Here is a 20,553-nt window from a genome sequence, read left to right on the forward strand (position 1 = left end):
CACGCTCCGCAGGCGCGCACCGACAACGAAAGAGAATGCAGGTTCATTGCGCAATGCTAGCATCGCCGCATGCCCAACCCGCTCCTGCCCGGCCTGCTGCTGCAGCCCCTGCCCTATCACGACCTTCTGCCGCTGCGCGCGCCGGACACGCTGGAGATGGTGGTGATCCACTGCACCGAGCTGCCCGACCTGGCCACGGCCCGTGCCTATGGCGAGCGGGTGCTGTACGACAGCGGCGCCGGCAACAGCGGCCATTTCTACATCGACCGCGACGGCAGCGTCGTGCAGTACGTGGCACCTGAGCGCGTGGCCCACCACGTCCGCGGCATGAACGCACGGACGCTGGGCATCGAGCTGGTCAACAGCGGGCGCTACCCCGACTGGTTCGACAGCCGTCACCAGGCGATGGACGAGCCGTACACCGAGCCGCAGCTGCAGGCCCTGGAACAGCTGCTGCTGGCCTTGGTGGCGCGCTACCCGTCACTGCAGCGGATCGCCGGCCACGACCAGCTGGACCGGGAACAGGTGCAGGCCAGTGACGATCCGACGTTGAGCGTGGCCCGCAAGCGCGATCCGGGGCCGTTGTTTCCGTGGGCTCGGGTGCTGGCGAAGGTGCCCCTGCAATCGATCGGGTAACGGGCAGGACTGCCGCCTGAAGGGGGCAGATCCGTTCTGCGCGGGAAAACGGATCTGACCCCGGTTCTGTCTCAGGTACCGCTGGCGACCGGTCGGCTGCTGTCGCTCACCCAGCCGCTCCAGGAATCGGCATAGATGCGCGCCCCGGACAGGCCCGCCGCTTCCATCGCCAGCAGCAGATGGCACGCCGTCACGCCGGAACCGCACATCAGTACGACCTGCTGCGGATCGCGATTGCCGATGATGCCCTGCAGCTCGGCACGCAGCTCCTGCGTATCGCGCATGCGGCCATCGAGCACATTGGATGCGAACGGGCGGTTGACCGCGCCGGGCACGTGGCCGGCCACCGGATCCAGCGGTTCGACTTCGCCGCGGAAGCGCTCTCCCGCGCGGGCGTCCAGCAACCAGCCCGGCGCATGCTTGAGCCGGGCGGTGATCTCGTCGGCATTGGCGATCTGCGTGGTGTCAAAGCGCCCCGGATAGGCCGGCTGGGCCGGAACCTCGCCCGCACCGGTCGCCAGCGGCAGCCCCGCTGCCTGCCAGGCCGCAAGGCCTCCATCAAGCACCGCCACCCGCGCGTGGCCCATCAGGCGCAGCAGCCACCACAGGCGCGCGGCGGCCATGCTGCCGTCGCTGCCGTCGTAGACCACCACCTGGGTCTCCGGGGCGATACCCCAGCGACCCAGCCGTGCGGCGAACTCGTCGCTGTCCGGCAGCGGGTGGCGACCGTGGCCGGCACGCGTGAGGTCGGACAGATCCCGGTTGAGGTCGGCGTACACCGCACCGGGGACATGACCGGCCAGGTACTGGCCCTCGCCCGCCTGCGGATCGCCCAGCGACGCGCGCGCATCGACCACACGCACGGCGGTGCTCGCCGTTGCACGGGCGTCGACCACGCGCACGTCCTCGCCCAGTGCAGCGGCGAGGGTGGCGACATCGACCAGGGTGGTCCACGGCGGATCGATCGGCTTCATTGCACTTGCTCCAGGCGGCGACGCAGGTTGTAGAGAATGGCCGCCGTCGCCCCCCAGATCCGCTGGCCAGGCCAGCCGTACTCGAGCACATGACGGATGCGGCCACGATGGTTGATTTCGACCTGGCGCAGGTTGTCGGCCGCCATCAGGTAATCCAGTGGCACCTCGAACACCTCGGCCACTTCACTGGGCTGCGGCACGGGCACGAAATCCGGATCGACCACCGCCACCACCGGGGTGACACGGTAACCGGTGATGGTCACGAACGGATCGAGGTAGCCCAGCGGCTGCACCTGCGCAGGCGCCAGCGCGATTTCTTCCTGGCTTTCGCGCAGCGCTGCGGCCAGCGCATCGCGATCATCCGGCTCGGTACGGCCGCCGGGAAAGCCGACCTGGCCGCCGTGCTGTCGCAGGGTTTCAGTGCGACGGGTCAGGATCACCTGCGCGCCGTTGGCACGCGGCACGATGCCGGCCAACACCGCCGCTTCCACCGGCGGACCCGGCGGCAGCAGGTCGATCAGTTCACTGCGGTTCCAACCGTCACCGGCGGGCGGGGCGGCCAGCGGATGCAATGCGCGCAACAGGCGATCATGGTCGGCCAGCGAGCCGTGCAGCGATTGCTGCAGCTGCTCGCGCAGCGGCAGCACGCGATGCAGGATGTGGCTGCGTTCGCTGTCGCTCATCGACGACCACCGTGTGATCTCGTCGATGTGCCGCCGGCAACCGCGGCACAGCCGGTTGCCATCCAGCTTGCACGTTCCGATGCAGGGGCTTGCGACAACACGCGCCGGGTCTTCCGTAGTTTGCACGTTGCAACAGTAGCGCGATTGCGCTGAATTTGCGCGGGCTGAAGATGCGGCATGCGGTCCTTCGCCGCGCGCCTTCGCCGAGCATGGCCCGATGCTGCCGGCCGCGCGCGGCGCAAACAAAAACGCGCCGGTGGGATCACCGGCGCGTTGATGTTGATGCGGAGGCTTACTTGACGCTGACCAGCTTGATCTCGAACTGCACGGCCACGTTCGGCGGGAACGGGGTGCGCGGGTCGGCACCGTACGCCTGGTCCGGCGGCAGGGTGACTTCCCACTTCGAACCCGCCGGCATCTGCAGCAGGGTCTCACGCATGGCCTTCATTTCGACTTCGCTGACCTTGATCGACGGAATCTGCTGGGCCGGGCGGGCCTCGGTCGGGCGCTGGCCGTACGGGAACGGACCGGCAACTTCCAGCTGCACGGTGCTGGCCTGGGTCGGCTTGGCACCCTTGCCGGCTTCGATCACGCGGTACTGGACGCCGCTCGGCAGGGACTGCACGCCGGCCTTGGCCTTGTTCGCCGCGATGAACTGATCGCTCTTGGTCTTGTTTTCGGCAGCGGCCTTTTCGTACTCGGCCTTGGCGGCCTGGGCACGACCCTGCTCGCGCTTCTGGAACGCTTCAACGGCCGGCTTCAGCTGCTCGGCGGTGATCGCCGGCTGCTTCTTGGCGTAGGCGTCCTGCAGACCCTTCACCACCGAGTTGATGTCCAGCTGCTCACCACGACCGGTCAGCTCCGCCAGGTTGTTGCCGTAGTCGTAACCGAAGTAGTAGCTCAGCTTGCCCTTTTCGGACGAGACGTCCTGGGCGAAGGCATTGCCCGTCAGGGCCAGGGCCGCGACGGCGACCGCGATAGAACGCAACTTCATCAAACAGTTCTCCAGGGGTGGTAACTCAGGGACGTTCTGCGCCGCCCTGAGGCGACGGGTTAGGATAACGGCCACAACGTGTAACCGCTACTCACCACGCAGGCTATGACCTGTCTGCGCGGGCAGAGTTCAAAATCACTCTTTTTTAACGTTCCAGGAGTTTCACCGTGGCCGATGACCTGATCGCTGTCACCGACGATGGCGCCATCCGCACCGTGACCGTCCAGCGCCCGGACAAGCTCAATGCCCTCAATGCCGCGACCCTGCAGGGTCTGGCCGATGCGTTCAGGGACGCCGCGGCCGACCCCGAGGTGCGTGTGGTGGTGCTGACCGGTGCCGGCCAGAAGGCCTTCGTCGCCGGCGCCGACATCGCCGAGATGAACACACTCAGTGCGGTTCAGGGACGTGATTTCTCCCTGCTCGGCCAAGGACTGATGCGTCAGATCGAACGCATGCCCAAGCCGGTCATCGCCCGCGTCAACGGTTTTGCCCTGGGCGGCGGCCTGGAACTGGCGCTGGCCTGCCATCTGCGCGTTGCCGCTGACTCGGCCAAGGTCGGCCAGCCGGAGATCAATCTCGGCCTGATCCCCGGCTTCGGCGGCAGCCAGCGCCTGCTGCGCCTCTGCGGCCGGGCTGCCACCCTGGAACTGTGCCTGCTGGGTGCGCCCATCGATGCCGCCCGTGCGCTCGCGCTGGGCATCGTCAACGAGGTGGTGCCGGCGGCCGATCTGGACACCCGTGTGCAGGACATCGCCCGGCAGCTGGCACGCTCGGCGCCCCTGGCGTTGCGCGCCCTGCTTGATGCGGTCCACGTCGGCGGCGAGTGCAGCCTGGAGGCGGGACTGGAGTACGAAAGCGCGCAGTTCGGCCTGCTGTTCGCCACCGAGGACATGCGCGAAGGCACCGGTGCCTTCCTGCAACGCCGTCCCCCCGCCTTCCAGAACCGTTGACCCCATGGCATCCCGACCCAACCCCGCGCTGCTGTTCGCCCGGGTCCAGGCAGACGATCTTGATGGTGCCCTGCAGGCCGGTCTGATGGACTATGTCGCCAACGAAGGCGACACACACGAGGTTCCCGGGCACCCGGAACTGCCGGAGGTGCTCAGCCAGGCGCGGCAGCAGCTGCAGCGCGCGTGGGCCGCACGTGACCGTTACCGCGCACGCGCGGTGCGCCTGGCCCGCCGCGACGCCGAACGCGATGCGCGTCGCACGCCGCGCCCGGCGCCGGACGTGAAACCTGCGCTGCCCGCCGCCGCTGCCGCCATCCTCGCCCGTGCCAAGGCACGCGCCACCGGCAAGGAGCGCTGATGGCCACCGCGAAGAAGGCCGCCCGCGCGCCAGCGCGGCGTGGCAGCAGCATGCCGCGCGCCGACGTGGTGGAAATGTTCACGCGCCTGCGCGAACTCAACCCGCATCCGAAGACCGAACTGGAATACAGCTCGCCGTTCGAACTGCTGGTGGCGGTGGCGTTGTCGGCCCAGGCCACCGATGTCGGCGTCAACAAGGCCACGCGCCGCCTGTTCCCCGTTGCCAACACGCCCGCGCAGATCCTGGCGCTGGGCGAGGACGGACTGAAGAAATACATCGCCACCATCGGCCTGTTCAACGCCAAGGCGAAAAACGTGATCGCCACCTGCGCGATCCTGCTGGAGAAACATGGCGGTGAAGTACCACGCGAACGCGAGGCACTGGAAGCCCTGCCCGGCGTCGGCCGCAAGACCGCCAACGTCGTGCTCAACACGGCTTTCGGCGAACCTGTGATGGCGGTGGATACGCACATCTTCCGCGTTGCGAACCGCACGGGACTGGCGCCGGGAAAGAACGTGCGCGAAGTCGAGGACAGGCTGGTCAAGGCGATTCCTGATGAATTCCTGCTCGACGCACATCACTGGTTGATACTGCACGGACGCTACGTCTGCAAGGCACGCAAGCCGGACTGCCCGGGATGCGTGATCGCTGATCTGTGCCGCTTCAAGGACAAGACACCGGCCCCCTGAGGCATCCCGCAGCGCCTGCGGGTAAATGCCATCGCAGCGCAATCCCCACGTCATATCGGCCCGGCATCAATGCCGGGCCCAGTCGTGGCAAGGGTCGCGGCGGACAGACTGCGCGCGGAAACTGTCACATTTACGCAATCTTTACCTTCTAGCCTGCGCGCATCTTCCCACCTGCCTGCAAGGCTCCTCTCCATGAAACTGCATCACCAACTCCTGACGGTGGCCGTGGCCGCTGCGCTCTATGTGCCGGCTGCCCACGCTGAAGTCGCCATCGACGTGATCGGCGGTTCGGAAATCACCTTCGAAGGCCTGGTCCAGGCCGACGGCAACTGGTTCCACAACGACGTCGTGGACCTCAATGGTGGCGATGCCGGCAACGGCAAGGACAGCGAGTTCGAGCTGCGCCGCGCCGAGCTGGTGCTCAAGGGCAAGGGCCCGGGCAACGTGGAGTGGGTGCTCGGCTACGACGCCAAGGCGGACAAGTTCCTCGACACCAACGTGAAGTACAAGCTGCTGGGCAATGCCAACCATTTCATCCAGGTCGGCCAGTTCAAGCAGCCCAACAGCCTGGAAGAGCTGTCCAGCACCAAGAACAACGACTTCATCTCCAAGGCCGCGGTCACCAACACCTACGCGATCGCCCGCCGCCTGGGTGGCGCCTACAGCTACGGCCAGGACAACTGGTCGGTCACCGCCAGCGCCTTCGGCCGCGAGCTGACCCGCAACCTGGCCCATGGCAGCGGCTACGGTGCGCGTGGCACCTGGGCTCCGATCAACGAGAAGGGCCAGGTCCTGCACTTCGGCCTGAGCTACGTGGACTACGACGCCGACGCCGACACCCTGCGCGTGCGCGCACGTCCGAACGCCGACCTGGCCACCGCCCGACTGATCGACAGCGGCAACCTGACCGACACCGACCGAATCAGCACCGTCGGCGCCGAAGCCATGTACTTCCAGGGCCCGTTCAAGGCCCAGGCCGAGTACTACACCAGCAAGGCCAAGCGCTACGACCACGACAACTACACCAGCGACGGCTACTACATCAGCGGCCTGTGGAATGTCACCGGCGAAACCTGGAGCTACAAGGGCGGCACGCCCGGCACCGGCCTGCCGAACAACCCGGCCAGCGGCCAGTGGCAGCTGGGCGTGCGCTACGACCACATGGACCTCAACGACGGCAACCTGGCCGCGAACCCGGTCGCCGGTCGCCCGCCGATCGTCGATGGCGTGCTCGGCGGCAAGATGGATGTGTGGACCGTCGGCGCCAACTGGTACTGGCGCTCGAACTTCAAGCTGATGCTGAACTACGTGAAGGTCGACAGCAAGAAGTACAGCTCCAGCGCCCGCGGCTTCGTCAATGACGATCCGAACATCCTGGAAGCCCGCGCGCAGTTCTTCTGGTAAGAGCCCGCGTCATCGCATCACGCACCGGCAAGGGCACGACTGCGGTCGTGCCCTTGCCACGTGCGGTGACGCCTGTAACGCAGCGCGATCCCCTCATCCGATGTCACACCGGCGTCATATGACAGACCTTTCCGTGTCACGGAATGGTTATGGAATGTGCACCGATACGTTGGGCAACCGCCCTTCGACCACCCCAGGAGTCTCTCCCGTGATCCACGCCTTCAAGTCGCGCGCCGCTGTCGCCATCCTGGCCGCGTCGTCCGTGTTCGCCGCCAATGCTGCCGATGTCACCGGCGCGGGCGCCTCCTTCATCTACCCCGTGATGTCCAAGTGGTCGGCGGACTACAGCACCGCCACCGGCAAGAAGGTCAACTACCAGTCGATCGGTTCCGGCGGCGGCATTGCCCAGATCAAGGCAGCGACCGTCGATTTTGGTTCCTCCGACGCGCCGCTGAAGCCGGAAGAACTGGCTGCGGCCGGCCTGGCCCAGTTCCCGTCGGTGATCGGCGGCGTGGTGCCGGTGATCAACGTCGCCGGCGTCGCACCGGGTGCGCTGAAGCTCGATGGCCCGACCCTGGCCAACATCTTCCTGGGCAAGATCACCACCTGGAACGATCCGGCCATCGCTGCACTGAACCCGGGCCTGACCCTGCCCAGCGGCAAGATCACCATCGTGCACCGCTCCGACGGTTCGGGCACCACCTTCAACTTCGTCAACTACCTGTCCAAGGTCAGCCCGGAGTGGAAGAGCAAGGTCGGTGAAGGTACCTCGGTGCAGTGGCCGGCGGGCATCGGTGGCAAGGGCAACGAAGGCGTGGCCGCCTACGTCAAGCAGATCAAGGGTGGCATCGGCTACGTCGAGCTGTCCTATGCGCTGCAGAACAAGATGTCGTACGCGGCAATGAAGAACGCCGCGGGCAAGATCGTGCAGCCGTCGGACGCCTCGTTCTCGGCCGCCGCCGCCAGCGCCGACTGGGCCAATGCCCGTGACTTCTACCTGGTGATGACCAATGCCCCGGGTGCCGATGCGTGGCCGATCACCGCCACCAACTTCATCCTGGTCCGCAAGCAGCCGAAGAACGTCGCCGGTGCCAAGGCCACTCAGGAGTTCTTCCGCTGGATCTACAGGAACGGCGACCAGCAGGCCAAGCAGCTTGATTACGTGCCGCTGCCGGACACCCTGGTCCGCCAGATCGAGACCTACTGGACCCAGAACCTGAAGTACTGAGCAAGACCTCCCCCGCAGGAGCGGGGCCGGCGGGTCCTCTCTCCCCCGCCGGCCCCACCGGGCGCGAGATCCTCGGGATCTCGCGCTCTTCTCGTTTGTGGGGTCCGGCCTTCCGGACCGGCGACCCTGCCGGTGCGCAGATCGGGCGGCCGCGGCGGTCTCCGGGGGTGTCCGCAGTGGGCGAGGCCCCTGTGAAACCCTTGTCGGAACGTGATCCAGGACACCTCTGTCATGGACGTCATACGGCTGTAACAAAAACATCATTTCATAGCCGCATCCGCCGACGCCGTCGGCTCTTCCCCGCTATGGAGTGACCATGAAACTGCACTCGGCCGGCCTCGCCGCCCTTTCCCTGGCCATTGCCCTGGGCCTGTCGGCCTGCGGTGGCGACAAGCAGGCCGCGCAGCAGCCGGCCGCCGACGGTGCCGCTGCCCCGGCTGCCGCCGGTGCGAAGGTGACCGCCGAAGTCTCCGGCGCCGGCGCGTCCTTCATCTTCCCGCTGGTGTCGAAGTGGTCGGCCGACTACAACGCCAGCACCGGCGCCAAGATCAACTACCAGTCCATCGGCTCCGGCGGCGGCATCGCCCAGATCAAGGCCGGCACGGTCGACTTCGGCTCGTCCGACAAGCCGCTGAGCAGCGAGGAGCTGGCGCAGGCCGGCCTGGCCCAGTTCCCGTCGGCCATCGGCGGCGTGGTGCCGGTCGTCAACATCGAAGGCCTGGAAGCCGGCAAGCTGCGCCTGAGCGGTGCCCTGCTGGCCGACATCTTCCTCGGCAAGGTCAAGACCTGGAACGACCCGGCGATCGTCGCTGCCAACCCTGGCGTGACCCTGCCGGACGGCAAGATCACCATCGTCCACCGTTCGGACGGTTCGGGCACCACCTTCAACTTCTCCAACTACCTGTCCAAGGTCAGCCCGGAGTGGAAGAGCAAGGTCGGCGAAGGCACTTCGGTGCAGTGGCCGGACGGTGTGGGCGGCAAGGGCAACGAAGGCGTCGCCTCGTACGTCAAGCAGATCAAGGGCTCGATCGGCTACGTCGAACTGGCCTACGCGCTGCAGAACGCCATGCCGTACACCTCGCTGCAGAATGCCGCCGGCACCTGGGTGCAGCCGAGCGCGGAGACCTTCGCCGCTGCGGCCGCCAGCGCCGACTGGGCCAGCGCCAAGGACTTCAATCTGGTCATCACCAATGCCCCGGGTGAGCAGGCGTGGCCGATCACCGCCACCAACTTCATGCTGATGCAGAAGCAGCCGAAGGATGCCAAGCGCAACCAGGACACCCTGGCCTTCTTCAAGTGGGCCTTCGAGAACGGCCAGGCCCAGGCCAACGAGCTGCACTATGTGCCGCTGCCGGCCGAACTGGTCACGCAGATCGAGGCCTACTGGGCGACCGAACTGAAGTGATGGACCCGACGGTGCCCGCCGCGTGCGGGCACCGTGTCTTCCACGCCGTGCCGCCCCGCCCCTTCCTGGCCCTGCCGTCCCCATGAATGCCATCGCCCAGCCTGTAGCCGCCCCGTCCACGCGTGACGCGCGTGATGCCCGCAACGACAAACTGTTCCGATGGGTGCTGGTCGGCACCGTCATCTTCGTCCTGATCGCCCTGGCCTGCGCGGCTCTGTCGATGCTGTGGGGCGGCCGCCATGCCCTGCAGATGCAGGGCCTGAGCTTCTTCTTCTCTTCCGACTGGAATCCGGTCGAAAACAAGTTCGGTGCGCTCGCTCCGATCTACGGCACCCTGGTCACCGCGCTGATCGCGATGGTCATCGCCGTGCCGGTCAGCTTCGGCATCGCCTTCTTCCTCACCGAAGTGGCGCCGCGCTGGCTGCGGGGGCCGGTCGGCACCGCCATCGAACTGCTGGCAGGCATTCCCTCCATCATCTACGGCATGTGGGGCCTGTTCGTGCTGGTACCGGTGATGACCGAGTACGTCACCCCGTTCCTCAACGAAACGCTGGGCGAATGGCCGGTCATCGGCCCGATCTTCCAGGGCCCGCCGCTGGGCATCGGCATGCTGACCGCCGGCTTCGTGCTGGCCATCATGGTCATCCCGTTCATCTCTTCGGTCATGCGCGAGGTGTTCCTGACCGTACCGACCCGCCTGAAGGAATCGGCCTATGCGCTGGGGTCGACCAAGTGGGAAGTGAGCTGGGACATCGTGCTGCCCTACACCCGTTCGGCGGTGATCGGCGGCGTCTTCCTCGGCCTTGGCCGCGCACTGGGCGAGACCATGGCCGTGGCCTTCGTGATCGGCAACAGCGTGCGCCTGTCGCCGTCGCTGCTGGAGCCGGGCACCACCATCGCCGCCCTGATCGCCAACGACTTCGGCGAGGCCACTGAAACCTACCGCTCGGCGCTGCTGCTGCTTGGCTTCGTCCTGTTCATCGTCACCTTCGTGGTGCTCGCCATCGCCCGCCTGATGCTGATGCGCCTGGCCCGCAAGGAGGGCAACTGATGTCCACCACCGCTGACTCGCTGTACCTGCGCCGCCGCATCGGCAATGTCGTCGCCATCGCGCTGTCCTGCGCCACCGCGCTGTTCGGTCTGTTCTTCCTGGGCTGGATCCTGTTCACCCTGGCCGCGAAGGGCCTGGCCGGCATCAACCTGGACCTGTTCACCAAGATGACACCGCCGCCCATGCAGGAAGGCGGCCTGGCCAACGCCTTCTTCGGCAGCGCGGTGATGTGTGCGCTGGCGATCGGCATCGGCACCCCGCTGGGTGTCCTGGCCGGCACCTGGCTGGCCGAGTACGGCAATGCCCGCAAGGCCGGCACCGTGGTCCGCTTCGTCAACGACATCCTGCTGTCGGCCCCGTCGATCGTGCTGGGCCTGTTCGTCTACACCCTGTACGTGATGCAGACCGGCGGCCAGTTCTCCGCCTTCGCCGGTGCGCTGTCGCTGGCCTTCATCGTGCTGCCGGTGGTGGTGCGTACCACCGACGAAATGCTGCGCCTGGTGCCCTCGCAGATGCGCGAAGCGGCGCTGTCGCTGGGCATCCCGCAATGGAAGGTGATCGTGCAGGTGCTCTACCGCAGCGCCTCGGCCGGCATCATCACCGGCATCCTGCTGGCGCTGGCCCGCATCTCCGGTGAGACCGCACCGCTGCTGTTCACTGCCTTCGGCAACCAGTACTGGAACAGCAACGTGTTCCAGCCGATGGCCTCGGTGCCGGTGGTGATGAACCAGTTCGCCGGCAGCCCGTACGAATCCTGGCAGGTGCTGGCCTGGGCCGGTGCCCTGGTGCTGACCGTCTTCGTGTTGCTGGTCAGCCTCGCCGCCCGCGGCCTCCTGCTGCGCAACCGCATCTCCCATGACTGACCTTTCCGTGGAAACCACCATGAACGATCTTTCCAATGCCGTGCCGATGCAGCGCATCGCCGTGCCGGCCTCGCACGAGAACCTGCATACCCCGGCTCCGGTCAAGCTCGCTGCGCGTGGCCTGGACTTCTACTACGACAAATTCCACGCCCTCAAGGGCATCAACCTGGAGATCCCGGAAAAGCGCGTCACCGCGCTGATCGGCCCCTCCGGTTGCGGCAAGTCGACCCTGCTGCGCATCTTCAACCGCATCTACGCGCTGTACCCGAAGCTGGAAGCACGCGGCGAAGTGCTGCTGGACGGCGAGAACATCCTGTCGCCGAAGTTCCCGATGAACCGGCTGCGCAGCAAAGTAGGCATGGTGTTCCAGAAGCCGGTGCCGTTCCCGATGACGATCTTCGAGAACGTGGCCTACGGCATCCGCCACCACGAGAAGCTGTCCAAGGGTGAGATGAGCGACCGCGTCGAGCAGGCACTGCGTCAGGGCGCGCTGTGGGACGAGGTGAAGGACAAGCTCAACCAGAGCGCGCTGGGTCTTTCCGGTGGCCAGCAGCAGCGCCTGTGCATCGCCCGCGCCGTCGCCCTGCGCCCCGACGTGCTGCTGCTGGACGAACCGACTTCGGCACTGGACCCGATCTCCACCAGCCGCATCGAGCAGCTGGTGGAAGAGCTCAAGAACGATTACACCATCGTCATCGTCACCCACAACATGCAGCAGGCCGCCCGCGTATCGGACTACACCGCCTTCATGTACCTGGGCGACCTGATCGAACATGACCGCACCGAAGTGATCTTCTCGCAGCCGTCCAAGCAGCAGACCGAGGACTACATCACCGGTCGCTTCGGCTGACCGGACCGCGGCTTCTTCACAGACAACGCCAGTCGGGCATGGCCCGGCTCTACATGACGGAACAACCATGAATCTTCCCAACGACCACATCGTCAAGAGCTACGACGAAGAGCAGCAGCGCCTGGTGGCCGAAATCGTGCGCATGGGCGAGATGGCCGTCGCCCAGCTCGAAGCATCGATGGACGTGATCGAGAAGCGCGATGAGAACGCCGCCCATCGCATCATCGCCAACGATGAGGCGATCGATGCACTGGAGCAGCAGATCAGCCACGACGTGATGCGCCTTGCGCTGCGCGGCCCGATGGCGCGCGACCTGCGCGAAATCCTTGCGGGCCTGCGCATCCCCGCCGACATCGAGCGGATCGGCGACTACGCGGCCAACGTTGCCAAGCGTTCGATCGCACTGGGCAAGGTGCCGCCGCTGCCGCAGATCCAGGGCCTGCGCGCCCTGGGCCGGCTGGCCGCACAGCAGGTGCGCCGCGCCATCGCGGCCTACCGCGACAATGATGCCGAGGCGGCGCTGGCCCTGCGCGAGGATGACGCGCGCCTGGATGCGCAGTACACCGCGCTGTTCCGCGAACTGCTGACCTACATGATGGAAGATCCGCGCAACATCACGCCGTGCACCCACCTGCTGTTCATGGCCAAGAATCTGGAACGCGTGGGCGACCACGCCACCAACATCGCCGAGAACGTCTGGTTCCTCGTGCATGGAGAGCAGCCGCTGCCGCCGCGCGAGAAGCGCGACGAAACCTCCAGCACCGGTCAGCCCTGACGCTGCACTGCAACACCGGAGTCGACTCCAGAGTGGCCGCTGTCCGCGCGACAGCGGCCATTCTTTTTGGGCCTTCCAGCATTTCCAAAGGCGCCGCGCCTGCCTGGCAAGGCCCCGCCCCCTGACTGCGCGGAAAATCTCACGAAAATTTGAGTTCTCTGCGAGGATTCGTTGAGTAGGATCGGCGCACGATCGCTTCCACCGGCACCTCTGCCGGCCACCCGGGCACCCGCCCACACCACCCAGGAGCACAACCGATGAGCAGTACCAACAAGACCCTGTCCCTGCTGACCGCTACCGCCCTTGTCGCCGGCCTGGGCATGACGGCCAGCGCTTCGGCTCTGAGCATGAGCGATCTGGCGCAGGGCTATCTGGTGGCCGGCCAGGCCGCCAAGGCCACCGATGCCAAGGCTGCCGACGCGCGTACCGGCGACGCCGCCAAGCATGCCGAAGGCAAGTGCGGCGCCGATGGCAAGAGCGCCGAAGGCAAGTGTGGTGGCGACAAGGGCAAGGCCGCCGCCGGCGCCGATGCCAAGGCCAAGAGCACCGGCGACAAGAAGGCGGCCGAAGGCAAGTGCGGCGAAGGCAAGTGCGGTGGCAAGCACTGACGTCCGCGCCAGCGCTGTCCACCGGCGGTCGCCGCTTCCCGCGGCGGCCGCCGGGTTGGGCCTGCGCCGCGCGCTGCTGCAGGCCCTGCGCGAGGCGCCGGCCGGCGACTTCGACTTCCTCGAATGTGCGCCGGAAAACTGGATCCACGTAGGCGGCCCGGCAGGCGATGCACTGGCTGAACTGGCGGCGCGGCATCCGCTGAGCTGCCACGGCCTGTCGCTGTCGCTGGGCGGCAGTGCACCGCTGGACACGCAGCTGCTGGCACAGGTTGGCCGTTTCCTGGACGAGTACCGCGTGCCGCTCTACAGCGAGCACCTGAGCTACTGCAGCGACGACGGCCATCTGTACGACCTGCTGCCGATTCCGTTCACCGATGAAGCCGTGCGCCATACCGCCACGCGCATTGCCCGTGTGCAGGACCTGCTCGGCCGGCGCATCGCGGTGGAGAACGTGTCCTACTACCTGGCACCGGAACCGTCCATGGACGAACTGTCCTTCACCAACGCGGTGCTTGCCGAAGCGGACTGCGACCTGCTGCTGGACGTCAACAACGTCTACGTCAACGCCTGCAACCATGGCTACGACGCCGACACGTTCATCGCCGGCCTGCCGGCACAGCGCATCGTCTGCCTGCACGTGGCCGGGCACCTGGATGAAGCGCCGGACCTGAAGATCGACACCCATGGCAGCGCCGTGATCGATCCGGTCTGGGAGCTGCTTGCACGTACCTATGCGCGCATCGGCCCCCGCCCCACCCTGCTCGAACGCGACTTCAACTTCCCCCCATACGCCGAGCTCCAGAGCGAGCTGCAGACCATCCGCCGCCTGCAGGCCGACCCAGCCGGAGGCAGCACGCATGGCTGAAGCGCCGGAACGGCTGCGTGCGCAGCAGCACGCGTTCACCGCCCATCTGCGCGACCCGGACACCGTGGCCGCGCCGGCCGGCATGGAGCCGCGACGCGTAGCGGTGTACCAGCGCCTGCTGTTCAACAACCTGCTGGGTCTGTTGAGCAACGGGTTCCCGGTCTGCGTGCGCCTGCTCGGTGAACCGGGCTGGAATGCCCTGGTGCGCAGCTACTTCGCGACGCATCGCTGCCGCAGTCCGCTGTTCACCGAACTGGCTGCCGAGTTCGTGCAGTGGCTGCAGGCACAGCCGCAGCTTCCGCATCCGGCGCTGGCCGAGCTGGCCCACTACGAGTGGGTGGAAACGGCGTTGTACCAGTTGCAGGCCGAGCCGCTGCCGGTGGCCGGCGCGATCGATCCGCGGGTGGTCGCCCTGCAGCGTTCGCCGCTGGCCTGGCCCTTGCTGTATCAATGGCCGGTCCACCGGCTTGGCGCGGACGATGCGCCGCGCACGGCTCCGGCCGAGCCGACCGGCCTGCTGGTCCGGCGCGATGCTGACGGTGTGGTGCGTTTCGCCAGCCTCAGCCCACTGGCGGTGCATCTGCTGGCCCGCATCGGCGAGCGGCCCGGCGCCGATGGCAACACCTACCTGCGGCAGCTGGCACTGGCGCACGGGCTGGAGGAGCACGCGTTGGACGAGGCCGGTGCCGCCCTGCTGCAACAGTTCCTGCAAGCCGGCGTGATCGGCCCGATCACGCCGCCGCCCTGACGCCCCACTCCCGGAGATTCCCGATGAACTACCCGATCCTGGCCACCGCGCGTGGCCAGCTGGACCGTCTCGCCCCCTGGTTGGCCCCGCTGGGCCTGCGCGTACTGCTGGCCTGGGAGTACTTCGAATCCGGCCTGGAGAAACTGCACGGCCAGAACTGGTTCGCTGACTTGCAGCAGGCCTTTCCGTTTCCATTCGACCACTTGCCGGCCGCGCTGAACTGGCAACTGGCCACCTGGTTCGAACTGCTGGGTGCCGCCTGCCTGCTCGTCGGTTTCGGCACCCGCTTTGCCGCTGCCAGCCTGCTGGTGCTGACCGTGGTGGCGACCCATGCGGTGCACTGGCCGATGGAATGGCACTCGCTGGGCGACCTCGCCATGGGGTATGCAATCAGCGACCAAGGCTTCGGCAACTTCAAACTGCCCGTGCTGTTCATGGCGATGCTGCTGCCGTTGCTGTTCGCTGGCGCCGGCAGGCTGAGCGTCGATGCACTGCTGGCCCGGCATGGCGCTGGCGGGGGCACCTGGGCGGGAGCCGGTCCGCGATGCCGCTGATTGGCGCGCCGCCCGCAACGCCCCATCCGGCTGCGCGCACCGGGCGCTCAGGAACGCTCTGCTAGAATCCACGCATGACCGACCCCACCCCCGCACCTGACGTCGCCCCCGTTTCCGCAGTACCGCAGGCGCAGCGTGCGATGTCACAACGCTTCCGTGGCTTCCTGCCGGTGGTGGTGGACGTGGAGACCGGCGGCTTCGACGCCCAGCGCAACGCGCTGCTGGAGATCGCGGCGGTGCCGATCGAGATGGACGAGAACGGCCTGCTCTTCCCCGGGCAGACCGCCAGCGCGCATGTCGTGCCGGCCGAAGGGCTGGAAATCGATCCGAAGTCGCTGGAAGTCACCGGCATCATCCTGGATCACCCGTTCCGGCTGGCCAAGGAAGAGCGCGCCGCGCTGGACCATATCTTCACCCCGGTTCGCGCCGCAATGAAGAAGTACGGCTGTCAGCGCGCAATCCTGGTCGGCCACAACGCGCATTTCGACCTCGGTTTCGTCAATGCCGCCGTCGCCCGTACCGGGCACAAGCGCAATCCGTTCCACCCCTTCAGCGTATTCGACACGGTGACGCTGGCCGGCATCGCATACGGGCAGACGGTGCTGGCACGTGCTGCCAATGCGGCGGGACTGGGCTGGGATGCCAACGAAGCGCATAGCGCGGTGTACGACACCGAGCAGACGGCACGGCTGTTCTGCACGATCGCCAACGCCTGGCCGCGGTAACCGTCAGCGCCCCTCTCGCCGCGCAGGCGTGGGTGCCGACCGTGGGCCGGCACCGCCGGCGCGTCAACCGATGCTCGTGCGATCCCGCCCGTCACTCTTGGCACGGTAGAGCGCGCGGTCGGCGCGCTGGTACAGCAGGGCCGGGGTGCGGTCTTCGGCCTCCAGTTCGACCAGTCCCGCACTGAAGGTCACCCTCAGCCCATCCACGCCCGCCCAGTCCGGGTGGTCATGGAACAGCCCTCGCAACCGCGCGCACAGCTGCGCGGCTTCCTCCAGCCGGGTGTCGTTGAGCAGCAGCGCGAATTCTTCGCCGCCCGTGCGCGCAGGCAGGTCCGAGTCACGACAGGCCGTGGCGATCACCCGCGCCACCTCGACCAGTACCGCATCACCGGTACTGTGGCTGTAGCGATCGTTGACAGCCTTGAAGTGATCGATATCCAGCACCACCAGGCATAGCGGGTGGCCGCTGCGCTGCGATCGTGCGAAGTCACGCGCCAGGGTTTCATCAAAGCCGCGGCGGTTGGCCAATCCGGTCAGCGCATCCTCCCGCGCCTGGCGCTCGAACGCTTCGGCCTGCCGTGCGAGGCGTTCGGCCAGCTCGGTCTTCTCCTGGTTCACCGCCTGCAGATGGACGGTCTGGGCCTGCAGGTCGAAGGTGGCCTCGTCCACGCGGCGAGCCAGACGCAGGTTGCTGGCCTTCAGCTGCTGCAGCAGGAAGCGGTACAGCGCCACCAGCCCGGCCAGCAGCAGGATGCCGCCCAGCGCCTGCACGCTGCGCCGTTGCCACCAGAAAGGCTCCACGCTGAAGCTCCATACGGCTTCCTGCTGGCCCCAGGCGCCACTCGGGTGCGCGGCGGCCACGTGCAGCGTGTAATCGCCCGGTGGCAGGCCAACGAACTCCACGCTGCGCTGTGGACCGCGCTCGACCCAGCCGCTGTCCAGTCCATCCAGGCGCGTGCGGTAGCGGATCCGGTCCGACATCAGGTAGCTCAGGCCGACATAGCTCACCGCGAGGCGACGACCACCGGGAATCAGATTGCGTTCGGCGCCCTCCCAGTGCACCGGCGCGCCGTCCACCTGCACGTTCTCGATCGCCGCTGGCGGTGCCCGCCGTTCGCGGAAGCGCTGCAGGCGCTGCGGATCGACCGTACTCAGGCCCCCCGCGGTGACCACCCAGAAGGTGCCATCCTGGCGCAGGATCGCCGAGGGGCCGGAGCTGCCGTTGGCCTGTGCATTGGCCATGCCGTCGATCTCGTTGTAGCGCTCCACGCTCACCCGCGGCGCGCGGCCGTCGGCCACGGCATTGAGAGTCGCCATGTCGGTGCGCAGCACGCCACGGTTGCTGCTGATCCATACGTTGCCCAGCCGGTCGGGTACCAGCTGGAACACCGCGTCGACCGGCATGCCCTGCTCCAGGCCGACGCGGGCCAGCCGCCCGCCCTGCCAGCGGTACAGGCCACGATCACTGCTGATCCACATCGCGTCACCGAGCTGGTGGAAGCCGAACACACTGCGTCCGCCCCCCAGCGGCGCCAGATCGATCGCCTGCACACGGTTGCCGCGCAGCACGCGGATGCCCTCGATCGTGCCGATCCACAGGTTGCCCTGGTGATCGTGTTCCAGCGCTGTGATCAGCCCGGTCGGCATGCCCGCCACCGGCGACACCTGCACCCGGTCGCCGTCGATGCGCACCACTCCCTTCTGCGTTCCGGCCCAGACCGCCCCGCTCGAATCCACGCTGATCGCGCGGATGTTGCCACCCGGCATGCCATCGTCGGCGGCGTAGTTGTGGCGCAGGCGGCCGTCCCGGGACAGGCGGTAGACGCCGTCACCGAAGGTTCCCACCCAGAGATCGCCGTCCGGCCCCTGCGCCAGGCTCAGCACCGACGGCGCCTTGCCACCGCGGTTGTGCAGCGGCATGGCCTGGAAACGGCCATCGGCATTCTGTCGATCCAGGCCACTGGCACTGCCCACCCACAGCTGGCGGTCACGATCTTCCAGCACGGTGCGCACGTAATCGCCGCTGAGCCCATCGCGCTCGGTGTAGCTGCTGAACAGGGTCTCGCGCAGGCGGTACAGGCCGCCGTTGGCCCCCACCCAGATGCTGCCCTCGTCATCCTCGCGCAGGCTCACCACGCGCCCGCCCGGCAGGCTCAGGCCCGCAGGCAGCCGCTCCAGTCCATGCGAGGAAATCCGCAGCAGCCCCTGGTTCTCGGTGCCCAGCCAGAGATCACCGTGGCGGTCCTGCAGCATCGAGGTCAGGTGCAGCTGGCCCGGCAGCCGGTGCACCAGCACCAGCCGGTCATCCTCGACCCGGTACAGGCGCTCGCCCGCCACGATCCACAGCGCACCGTCCGGCGCCCGGTACGGCCAGGACAGGCCACTGCCCGCGCCCAGCCCCCAGGCGGCGGGCGCGCGCTTCAGCACGCCATCGTTGTCACGCAGTACCAGGCCATCGAGCGTGCCGACCCAGACCCGATCCTGCGCATCCACCACCAGTTTGGTGAAGCTCATCGCCATCGGCAGATCGGCAGCCGGCGCCTGATAGACAAGGCCTTTGTCCGGCGCGAGATAACCCAGGCCCTTGCCTTCGTAGAGCAGCCACAGGCGCCCCTGGCTGTCCATCTGCATCGACTGGATCAGTACCTGCGGGGTATCCGGCTGGTGCTCCCACACACGCCACTGGCCATCACTGCCACGTCGGCTGACATTGCCGCGCGAGTCGCTGATCCACAGCCCGCCCTGACGGTCGACGAACAACGCGCCGATGCCGTTGTCGCGCAGCCCGGGCCGCGTGCTGCGGTCGTACACGGTGAAATCCAGGCCGTTGTAGCGCACCAGGCCTTCCCAGGTGGCAAACCAGAGATGGCCTTCCGGCGTCTGCGCGATGTCGCGCAGCGAGTTGTGCGGCAGGCCGTTGCGCGAGGTCCACACATCGATGGCGTAGTCGCGCAGCGGCGGTGCACCGCTCTGTGCATGCAACGGCAATGCAGCAGCCAGCAGCAGCCACAGAAGGCTGTGTCGCAGCACCGCCCTCCAGTCCCACGCGTGACGCTCCACCCAGCGCCCGTCGTCCCCCTGCCCGCCCATCACCGCAGCAGTGGCGGCCGGGTACTGCGGCCAGGCGGGGCGGCAGGTGGAAATGCCCAGGCAGCGCGGGGCGGCGTGCCGACGGGAACAGGCTGGCTCATCGGGGGGCGTCTGGGGAGATGCGCGAATGATAGGGCAAACGCCAGCCCGCCGCGCCTGCCCAGCCGTGCCCCCCCCTCCCCCGGGCAGCAACGGCGGGCTTTCTGGCTCACCCGTGCAGGCGGTACGGATTTCTGGCGGAAGGGCGTGGTCCGGCACACCTTCCCGAGCCCAGGCGGTGACCACAGGCAGGACCAGAAGACCCCTCGCCTGGCGCCTCTGCGGAGGGACAGCTACGTCCTGTCGCCAGCACGACGCCTGTAATGGGCCACCAGATCCGCCGGGTAGTACTCGTGGTCGCGGAAGCTCGCATCGTCGATGTCGAACAGCATCACGACCAGCGCGGCCTCGAAGGCCCAGTAGCCCATGTAGCCGCTGTCGTCGTCATGGTGGTTCCCGTGCCAGTACACGTTGCGGCTGCCTGCATACCAGCCGTCCAGGAACTTCTTTACGAGCCCGGGCCGGTCCGAGGGTGAGGCGATTGCTTCCATGAGCGGGAGGTAGTGCCGATACAGTAATTGATCGGGGATGGACCTTTTTGCTCCGCCCGACGCAACGGCAACGCTGTCGAGAAGTTTGTCCTTCCCCGTATTGTCTATCAATACCCACATTTCATGCAGATAGTCGCGCGAAGCTCCAACTGCAACCGTGAATGCCAACCACCAAAGGTACTGGACGTATCTATCCAGTCGCAGATCCTCCCACAGAGATCGGATTGCTTGGCCTTCCAAAGGAAGTCCGTCTGCGCATCGCCTGATCCTGACTCTAGCGGCGAGAACCTCGTCCAGATCCGCAGACAGGCCACCGATGTCATCACCCCTCGAGTAACGCATCACCATCACTTGAAGCTGCTTGGTAAAAATGCTGCCTGAGCACTTGAGCGCCCCCTCAGGAGGATAGCGCCCTTCTCGAATACCAGACACGAAGCCAAGAATGGATCGCGACTGAAAAGCTATTTTTTCCGAGAAGTAGTCATATGACTTCTTGGTATCCCGCAACATCGT

General features: G+C 67.0%; 21 protein-coding genes. 16 read left to right on the forward strand and 5 right to left on the reverse strand.

Annotated elements, in window-relative coordinates:
• The first annotated feature begins 69 nt into the window (after positions 1-69).
• Positions 70-636 (forward strand): N-acetylmuramoyl-L-alanine amidase, encoded by a 567-nt coding sequence (locus AC5P76_RS05705; protein WP_065174726.1) that lies wholly within the window; start codon positions 70-72, stop codon positions 634-636.
• Between the two features lie 71 nt (positions 637-707).
• Here AC5P76_RS05705 and AC5P76_RS05710 read toward each other — a convergent pair whose 3' ends face one another.
• From AC5P76_RS05710 to AC5P76_RS05720, 3 genes are all read right to left on the reverse strand, one after another.
• A complete protein-coding gene (locus AC5P76_RS05710) occupies positions 708-1,610 on the reverse strand; it encodes a sulfurtransferase (protein ID WP_253119044.1) in 903 nt (300 codons plus the stop codon).
• On the reverse strand, positions 1,607-2,419 hold the full coding sequence (locus AC5P76_RS05715; RefSeq protein ID WP_053518213.1) for a CoA pyrophosphatase: 813 nt from the start codon (positions 2,417-2,419) through the stop codon (positions 1,607-1,609). The genes AC5P76_RS05710 and AC5P76_RS05715 overlap by 4 nt, the downstream gene beginning before the upstream one ends.
• 166 nt (positions 2,420-2,585) lie before the next feature.
• Complete coding sequence (locus AC5P76_RS05720) at positions 2,586-3,287, reverse strand: FKBP-type peptidyl-prolyl cis-trans isomerase (RefSeq protein WP_005408797.1); 702 nt, start codon at positions 3,285-3,287, stop codon at positions 2,586-2,588.
• Between the two features lie 167 nt (positions 3,288-3,454).
• Between AC5P76_RS05720 and AC5P76_RS05725 the strand changes: the two genes are divergently transcribed.
• The 15 genes from AC5P76_RS05725 (at position 3,455) to rnt (ending at position 16,360) form a co-directional block, all read left to right on the forward strand.
• Positions 3,455-4,237: an enoyl-CoA hydratase/isomerase family protein gene (locus tag AC5P76_RS05725; protein ID WP_065181203.1), complete on the forward strand. Its 783-nt coding sequence runs from the start codon at positions 3,455-3,457 to the stop codon at positions 4,235-4,237.
• 4 nt (positions 4,238-4,241) lie between these two features.
• Positions 4,242-4,595: a hypothetical protein gene (locus tag AC5P76_RS05730; RefSeq protein WP_053518210.1), complete on the forward strand. Its 354-nt coding sequence runs from the start codon at positions 4,242-4,244 to the stop codon at positions 4,593-4,595.
• The gene (nth, locus tag AC5P76_RS05735; protein ID WP_065181202.1) at positions 4,595-5,284 is read left to right on the forward strand and encodes an endonuclease III; all 690 of its coding nucleotides are present in this window, start codon (positions 4,595-4,597) and stop codon (positions 5,282-5,284) included. Before AC5P76_RS05730 ends, nth begins: the two co-directional genes overlap by 1 nt.
• Positions 5,285-5,476: 192 nt before the next feature.
• Entirely contained in the window at positions 5,477-6,688 is a 1,212-nt protein-coding gene (locus tag AC5P76_RS05740; protein ID WP_065174723.1) for an OprO/OprP family phosphate-selective porin, read from the forward strand.
• Between the two features lie 208 nt (positions 6,689-6,896).
• A complete protein-coding gene (gene pstS / locus AC5P76_RS05745; protein ID WP_053518207.1) occupies positions 6,897-7,916 on the forward strand; it encodes a phosphate ABC transporter substrate-binding protein PstS in 1,020 nt (339 codons plus the stop codon).
• Positions 7,917-8,232: 316 nt separating this feature from the next.
• On the forward strand, positions 8,233-9,321 hold the full coding sequence (gene pstS, locus AC5P76_RS05750; protein ID WP_053518206.1) for a phosphate ABC transporter substrate-binding protein PstS: 1,089 nt from the start codon (positions 8,233-8,235) through the stop codon (positions 9,319-9,321).
• A gap of 82 nt (positions 9,322-9,403) precedes the next feature.
• On the forward strand, positions 9,404-10,372 hold the full coding sequence (gene pstC, locus AC5P76_RS05755) for a phosphate ABC transporter permease subunit PstC (RefSeq protein ID WP_053518204.1): 969 nt from the start codon (positions 9,404-9,406) through the stop codon (positions 10,370-10,372).
• Positions 10,372-11,235, forward strand: coding sequence for a phosphate ABC transporter permease PstA (gene pstA / locus AC5P76_RS05760; protein WP_053518203.1), 864 nt, complete (start codon positions 10,372-10,374; stop codon positions 11,233-11,235). Before pstC ends, pstA begins: the two co-directional genes overlap by 1 nt.
• A gap of 19 nt (positions 11,236-11,254) precedes the next feature.
• A complete protein-coding gene (pstB, locus tag AC5P76_RS05765; RefSeq protein ID WP_053518202.1) occupies positions 11,255-12,085 on the forward strand; it encodes a phosphate ABC transporter ATP-binding protein PstB in 831 nt (276 codons plus the stop codon).
• Positions 12,086-12,152: 67 nt separating this feature from the next.
• Positions 12,153-12,860 (forward strand): phosphate signaling complex protein PhoU, encoded by a 708-nt coding sequence (phoU, locus tag AC5P76_RS05770; RefSeq protein WP_053518201.1) that lies wholly within the window; start codon positions 12,153-12,155, stop codon positions 12,858-12,860.
• Between the two features lie 257 nt (positions 12,861-13,117).
• Complete coding sequence (locus AC5P76_RS05775) at positions 13,118-13,468, forward strand: hypothetical protein (RefSeq protein WP_253119042.1); 351 nt, start codon at positions 13,118-13,120, stop codon at positions 13,466-13,468.
• Positions 13,455-14,333, forward strand: coding sequence for an HvfB family MNIO-type RiPP peptide maturase (locus tag AC5P76_RS05780; protein WP_253119040.1), 879 nt, complete (start codon positions 13,455-13,457; stop codon positions 14,331-14,333). The genes AC5P76_RS05775 and AC5P76_RS05780 overlap by 14 nt, the downstream gene beginning before the upstream one ends.
• Positions 14,326-15,081 (forward strand): HvfC family RiPP maturation protein, encoded by a 756-nt coding sequence (locus AC5P76_RS05785; RefSeq protein WP_253119038.1) that lies wholly within the window; start codon positions 14,326-14,328, stop codon positions 15,079-15,081. Before AC5P76_RS05780 ends, AC5P76_RS05785 begins: the two co-directional genes overlap by 8 nt.
• Positions 15,082-15,104: 23 nt before the next feature.
• Positions 15,105-15,635 carry an HvfX family Cu-binding RiPP maturation protein gene (locus AC5P76_RS05790; protein ID WP_111185747.1) on the forward strand — a complete coding sequence of 177 codons (531 nt, stop codon included), beginning with the start codon at positions 15,105-15,107 and terminating at the stop codon, positions 15,633-15,635.
• 140 nt (positions 15,636-15,775) lie between these two features.
• Complete coding sequence (rnt, locus tag AC5P76_RS05795; protein WP_053518226.1) at positions 15,776-16,360, forward strand: ribonuclease T; 585 nt, start codon at positions 15,776-15,778, stop codon at positions 16,358-16,360.
• Positions 16,361-16,423: 63 nt separating this feature from the next.
• Here rnt and AC5P76_RS05800 read toward each other — a convergent pair whose 3' ends face one another.
• Together AC5P76_RS05800 and AC5P76_RS05805 are read right to left on the reverse strand one after the other, a co-directional pair.
• Complete coding sequence (locus AC5P76_RS05800) at positions 16,424-19,450, reverse strand: ligand-binding sensor domain-containing diguanylate cyclase (protein WP_111185749.1); 3,027 nt, start codon at positions 19,448-19,450, stop codon at positions 16,424-16,426.
• A gap of 332 nt (positions 19,451-19,782) precedes the next feature.
• On the reverse strand, positions 19,783-20,550 hold the full coding sequence (locus AC5P76_RS05805; protein WP_253119036.1) for a PoNe immunity protein domain-containing protein: 768 nt from the start codon (positions 20,548-20,550) through the stop codon (positions 19,783-19,785).
• Between the last annotated feature and the right edge of the window lie 3 nt (positions 20,551-20,553).

This window comes from Stenotrophomonas sp. YJH_SMC_36, assembly GCF_059369935.1.

Excerpts from the sequence above, each read along its gene's own strand:
- AC5P76_RS05775 (WP_253119042.1), top strand. The coding sequence starts at position 13,118 with ATGAGCAGTACCAACAAGACCCTGTCCCTGCTGACCGCTACCGCCCTT.
- rnt (WP_053518226.1), top strand. The coding sequence starts at position 15,776 with ATGTCACAACGCTTCCGTGGCTTCCTGCCGGTGGTGGTGGACGTGGAG.
- AC5P76_RS05710 (WP_253119044.1), bottom strand. The coding sequence starts at position 1,610 with ATGAAGCCGATCGATCCGCCGTGGACCACCCTGGTCGATGTCGCCACC.
- AC5P76_RS05740 (WP_065174723.1), top strand. The coding sequence starts at position 5,477 with ATGAAACTGCATCACCAACTCCTGACGGTGGCCGTGGCCGCTGCGCTC.
- pstC (WP_053518204.1), top strand. The coding sequence starts at position 9,404 with ATGAATGCCATCGCCCAGCCTGTAGCCGCCCCGTCCACGCGTGACGCG.
- AC5P76_RS05785 (WP_253119038.1), top strand. The coding sequence starts at position 14,326 with ATGGCTGAAGCGCCGGAACGGCTGCGTGCGCAGCAGCACGCGTTCACC.
- AC5P76_RS05720 (WP_005408797.1), bottom strand. The coding sequence starts at position 3,287 with ATGAAGTTGCGTTCTATCGCGGTCGCCGTCGCGGCCCTGGCCCTGACG.
- AC5P76_RS05705 (WP_065174726.1), top strand. The coding sequence starts at position 70 with ATGCCCAACCCGCTCCTGCCCGGCCTGCTGCTGCAGCCCCTGCCCTAT.
- AC5P76_RS05730 (WP_053518210.1), top strand. The coding sequence starts at position 4,242 with ATGGCATCCCGACCCAACCCCGCGCTGCTGTTCGCCCGGGTCCAGGCA.
- pstS (WP_053518206.1), top strand. The coding sequence starts at position 8,233 with ATGAAACTGCACTCGGCCGGCCTCGCCGCCCTTTCCCTGGCCATTGCC.
- nth (WP_065181202.1), top strand. The coding sequence starts at position 4,595 with ATGGCCACCGCGAAGAAGGCCGCCCGCGCGCCAGCGCGGCGTGGCAGC.
- AC5P76_RS05805 (WP_253119036.1), bottom strand. The coding sequence starts at position 20,550 with ATGTTGCGGGATACCAAGAAGTCATATGACTACTTCTCGGAAAAAATA.
- pstB (WP_053518202.1), top strand. The coding sequence starts at position 11,255 with ATGAACGATCTTTCCAATGCCGTGCCGATGCAGCGCATCGCCGTGCCG.
- phoU (WP_053518201.1), top strand. The coding sequence starts at position 12,153 with ATGAATCTTCCCAACGACCACATCGTCAAGAGCTACGACGAAGAGCAG.
- AC5P76_RS05800 (WP_111185749.1), bottom strand. The coding sequence starts at position 19,450 with ATGGGCGGGCAGGGGGACGACGGGCGCTGGGTGGAGCGTCACGCGTGG.
- AC5P76_RS05790 (WP_111185747.1), top strand. The coding sequence starts at position 15,105 with ATGAACTACCCGATCCTGGCCACCGCGCGTGGCCAGCTGGACCGTCTC.
- pstA (WP_053518203.1), top strand. The coding sequence starts at position 10,372 with ATGTCCACCACCGCTGACTCGCTGTACCTGCGCCGCCGCATCGGCAAT.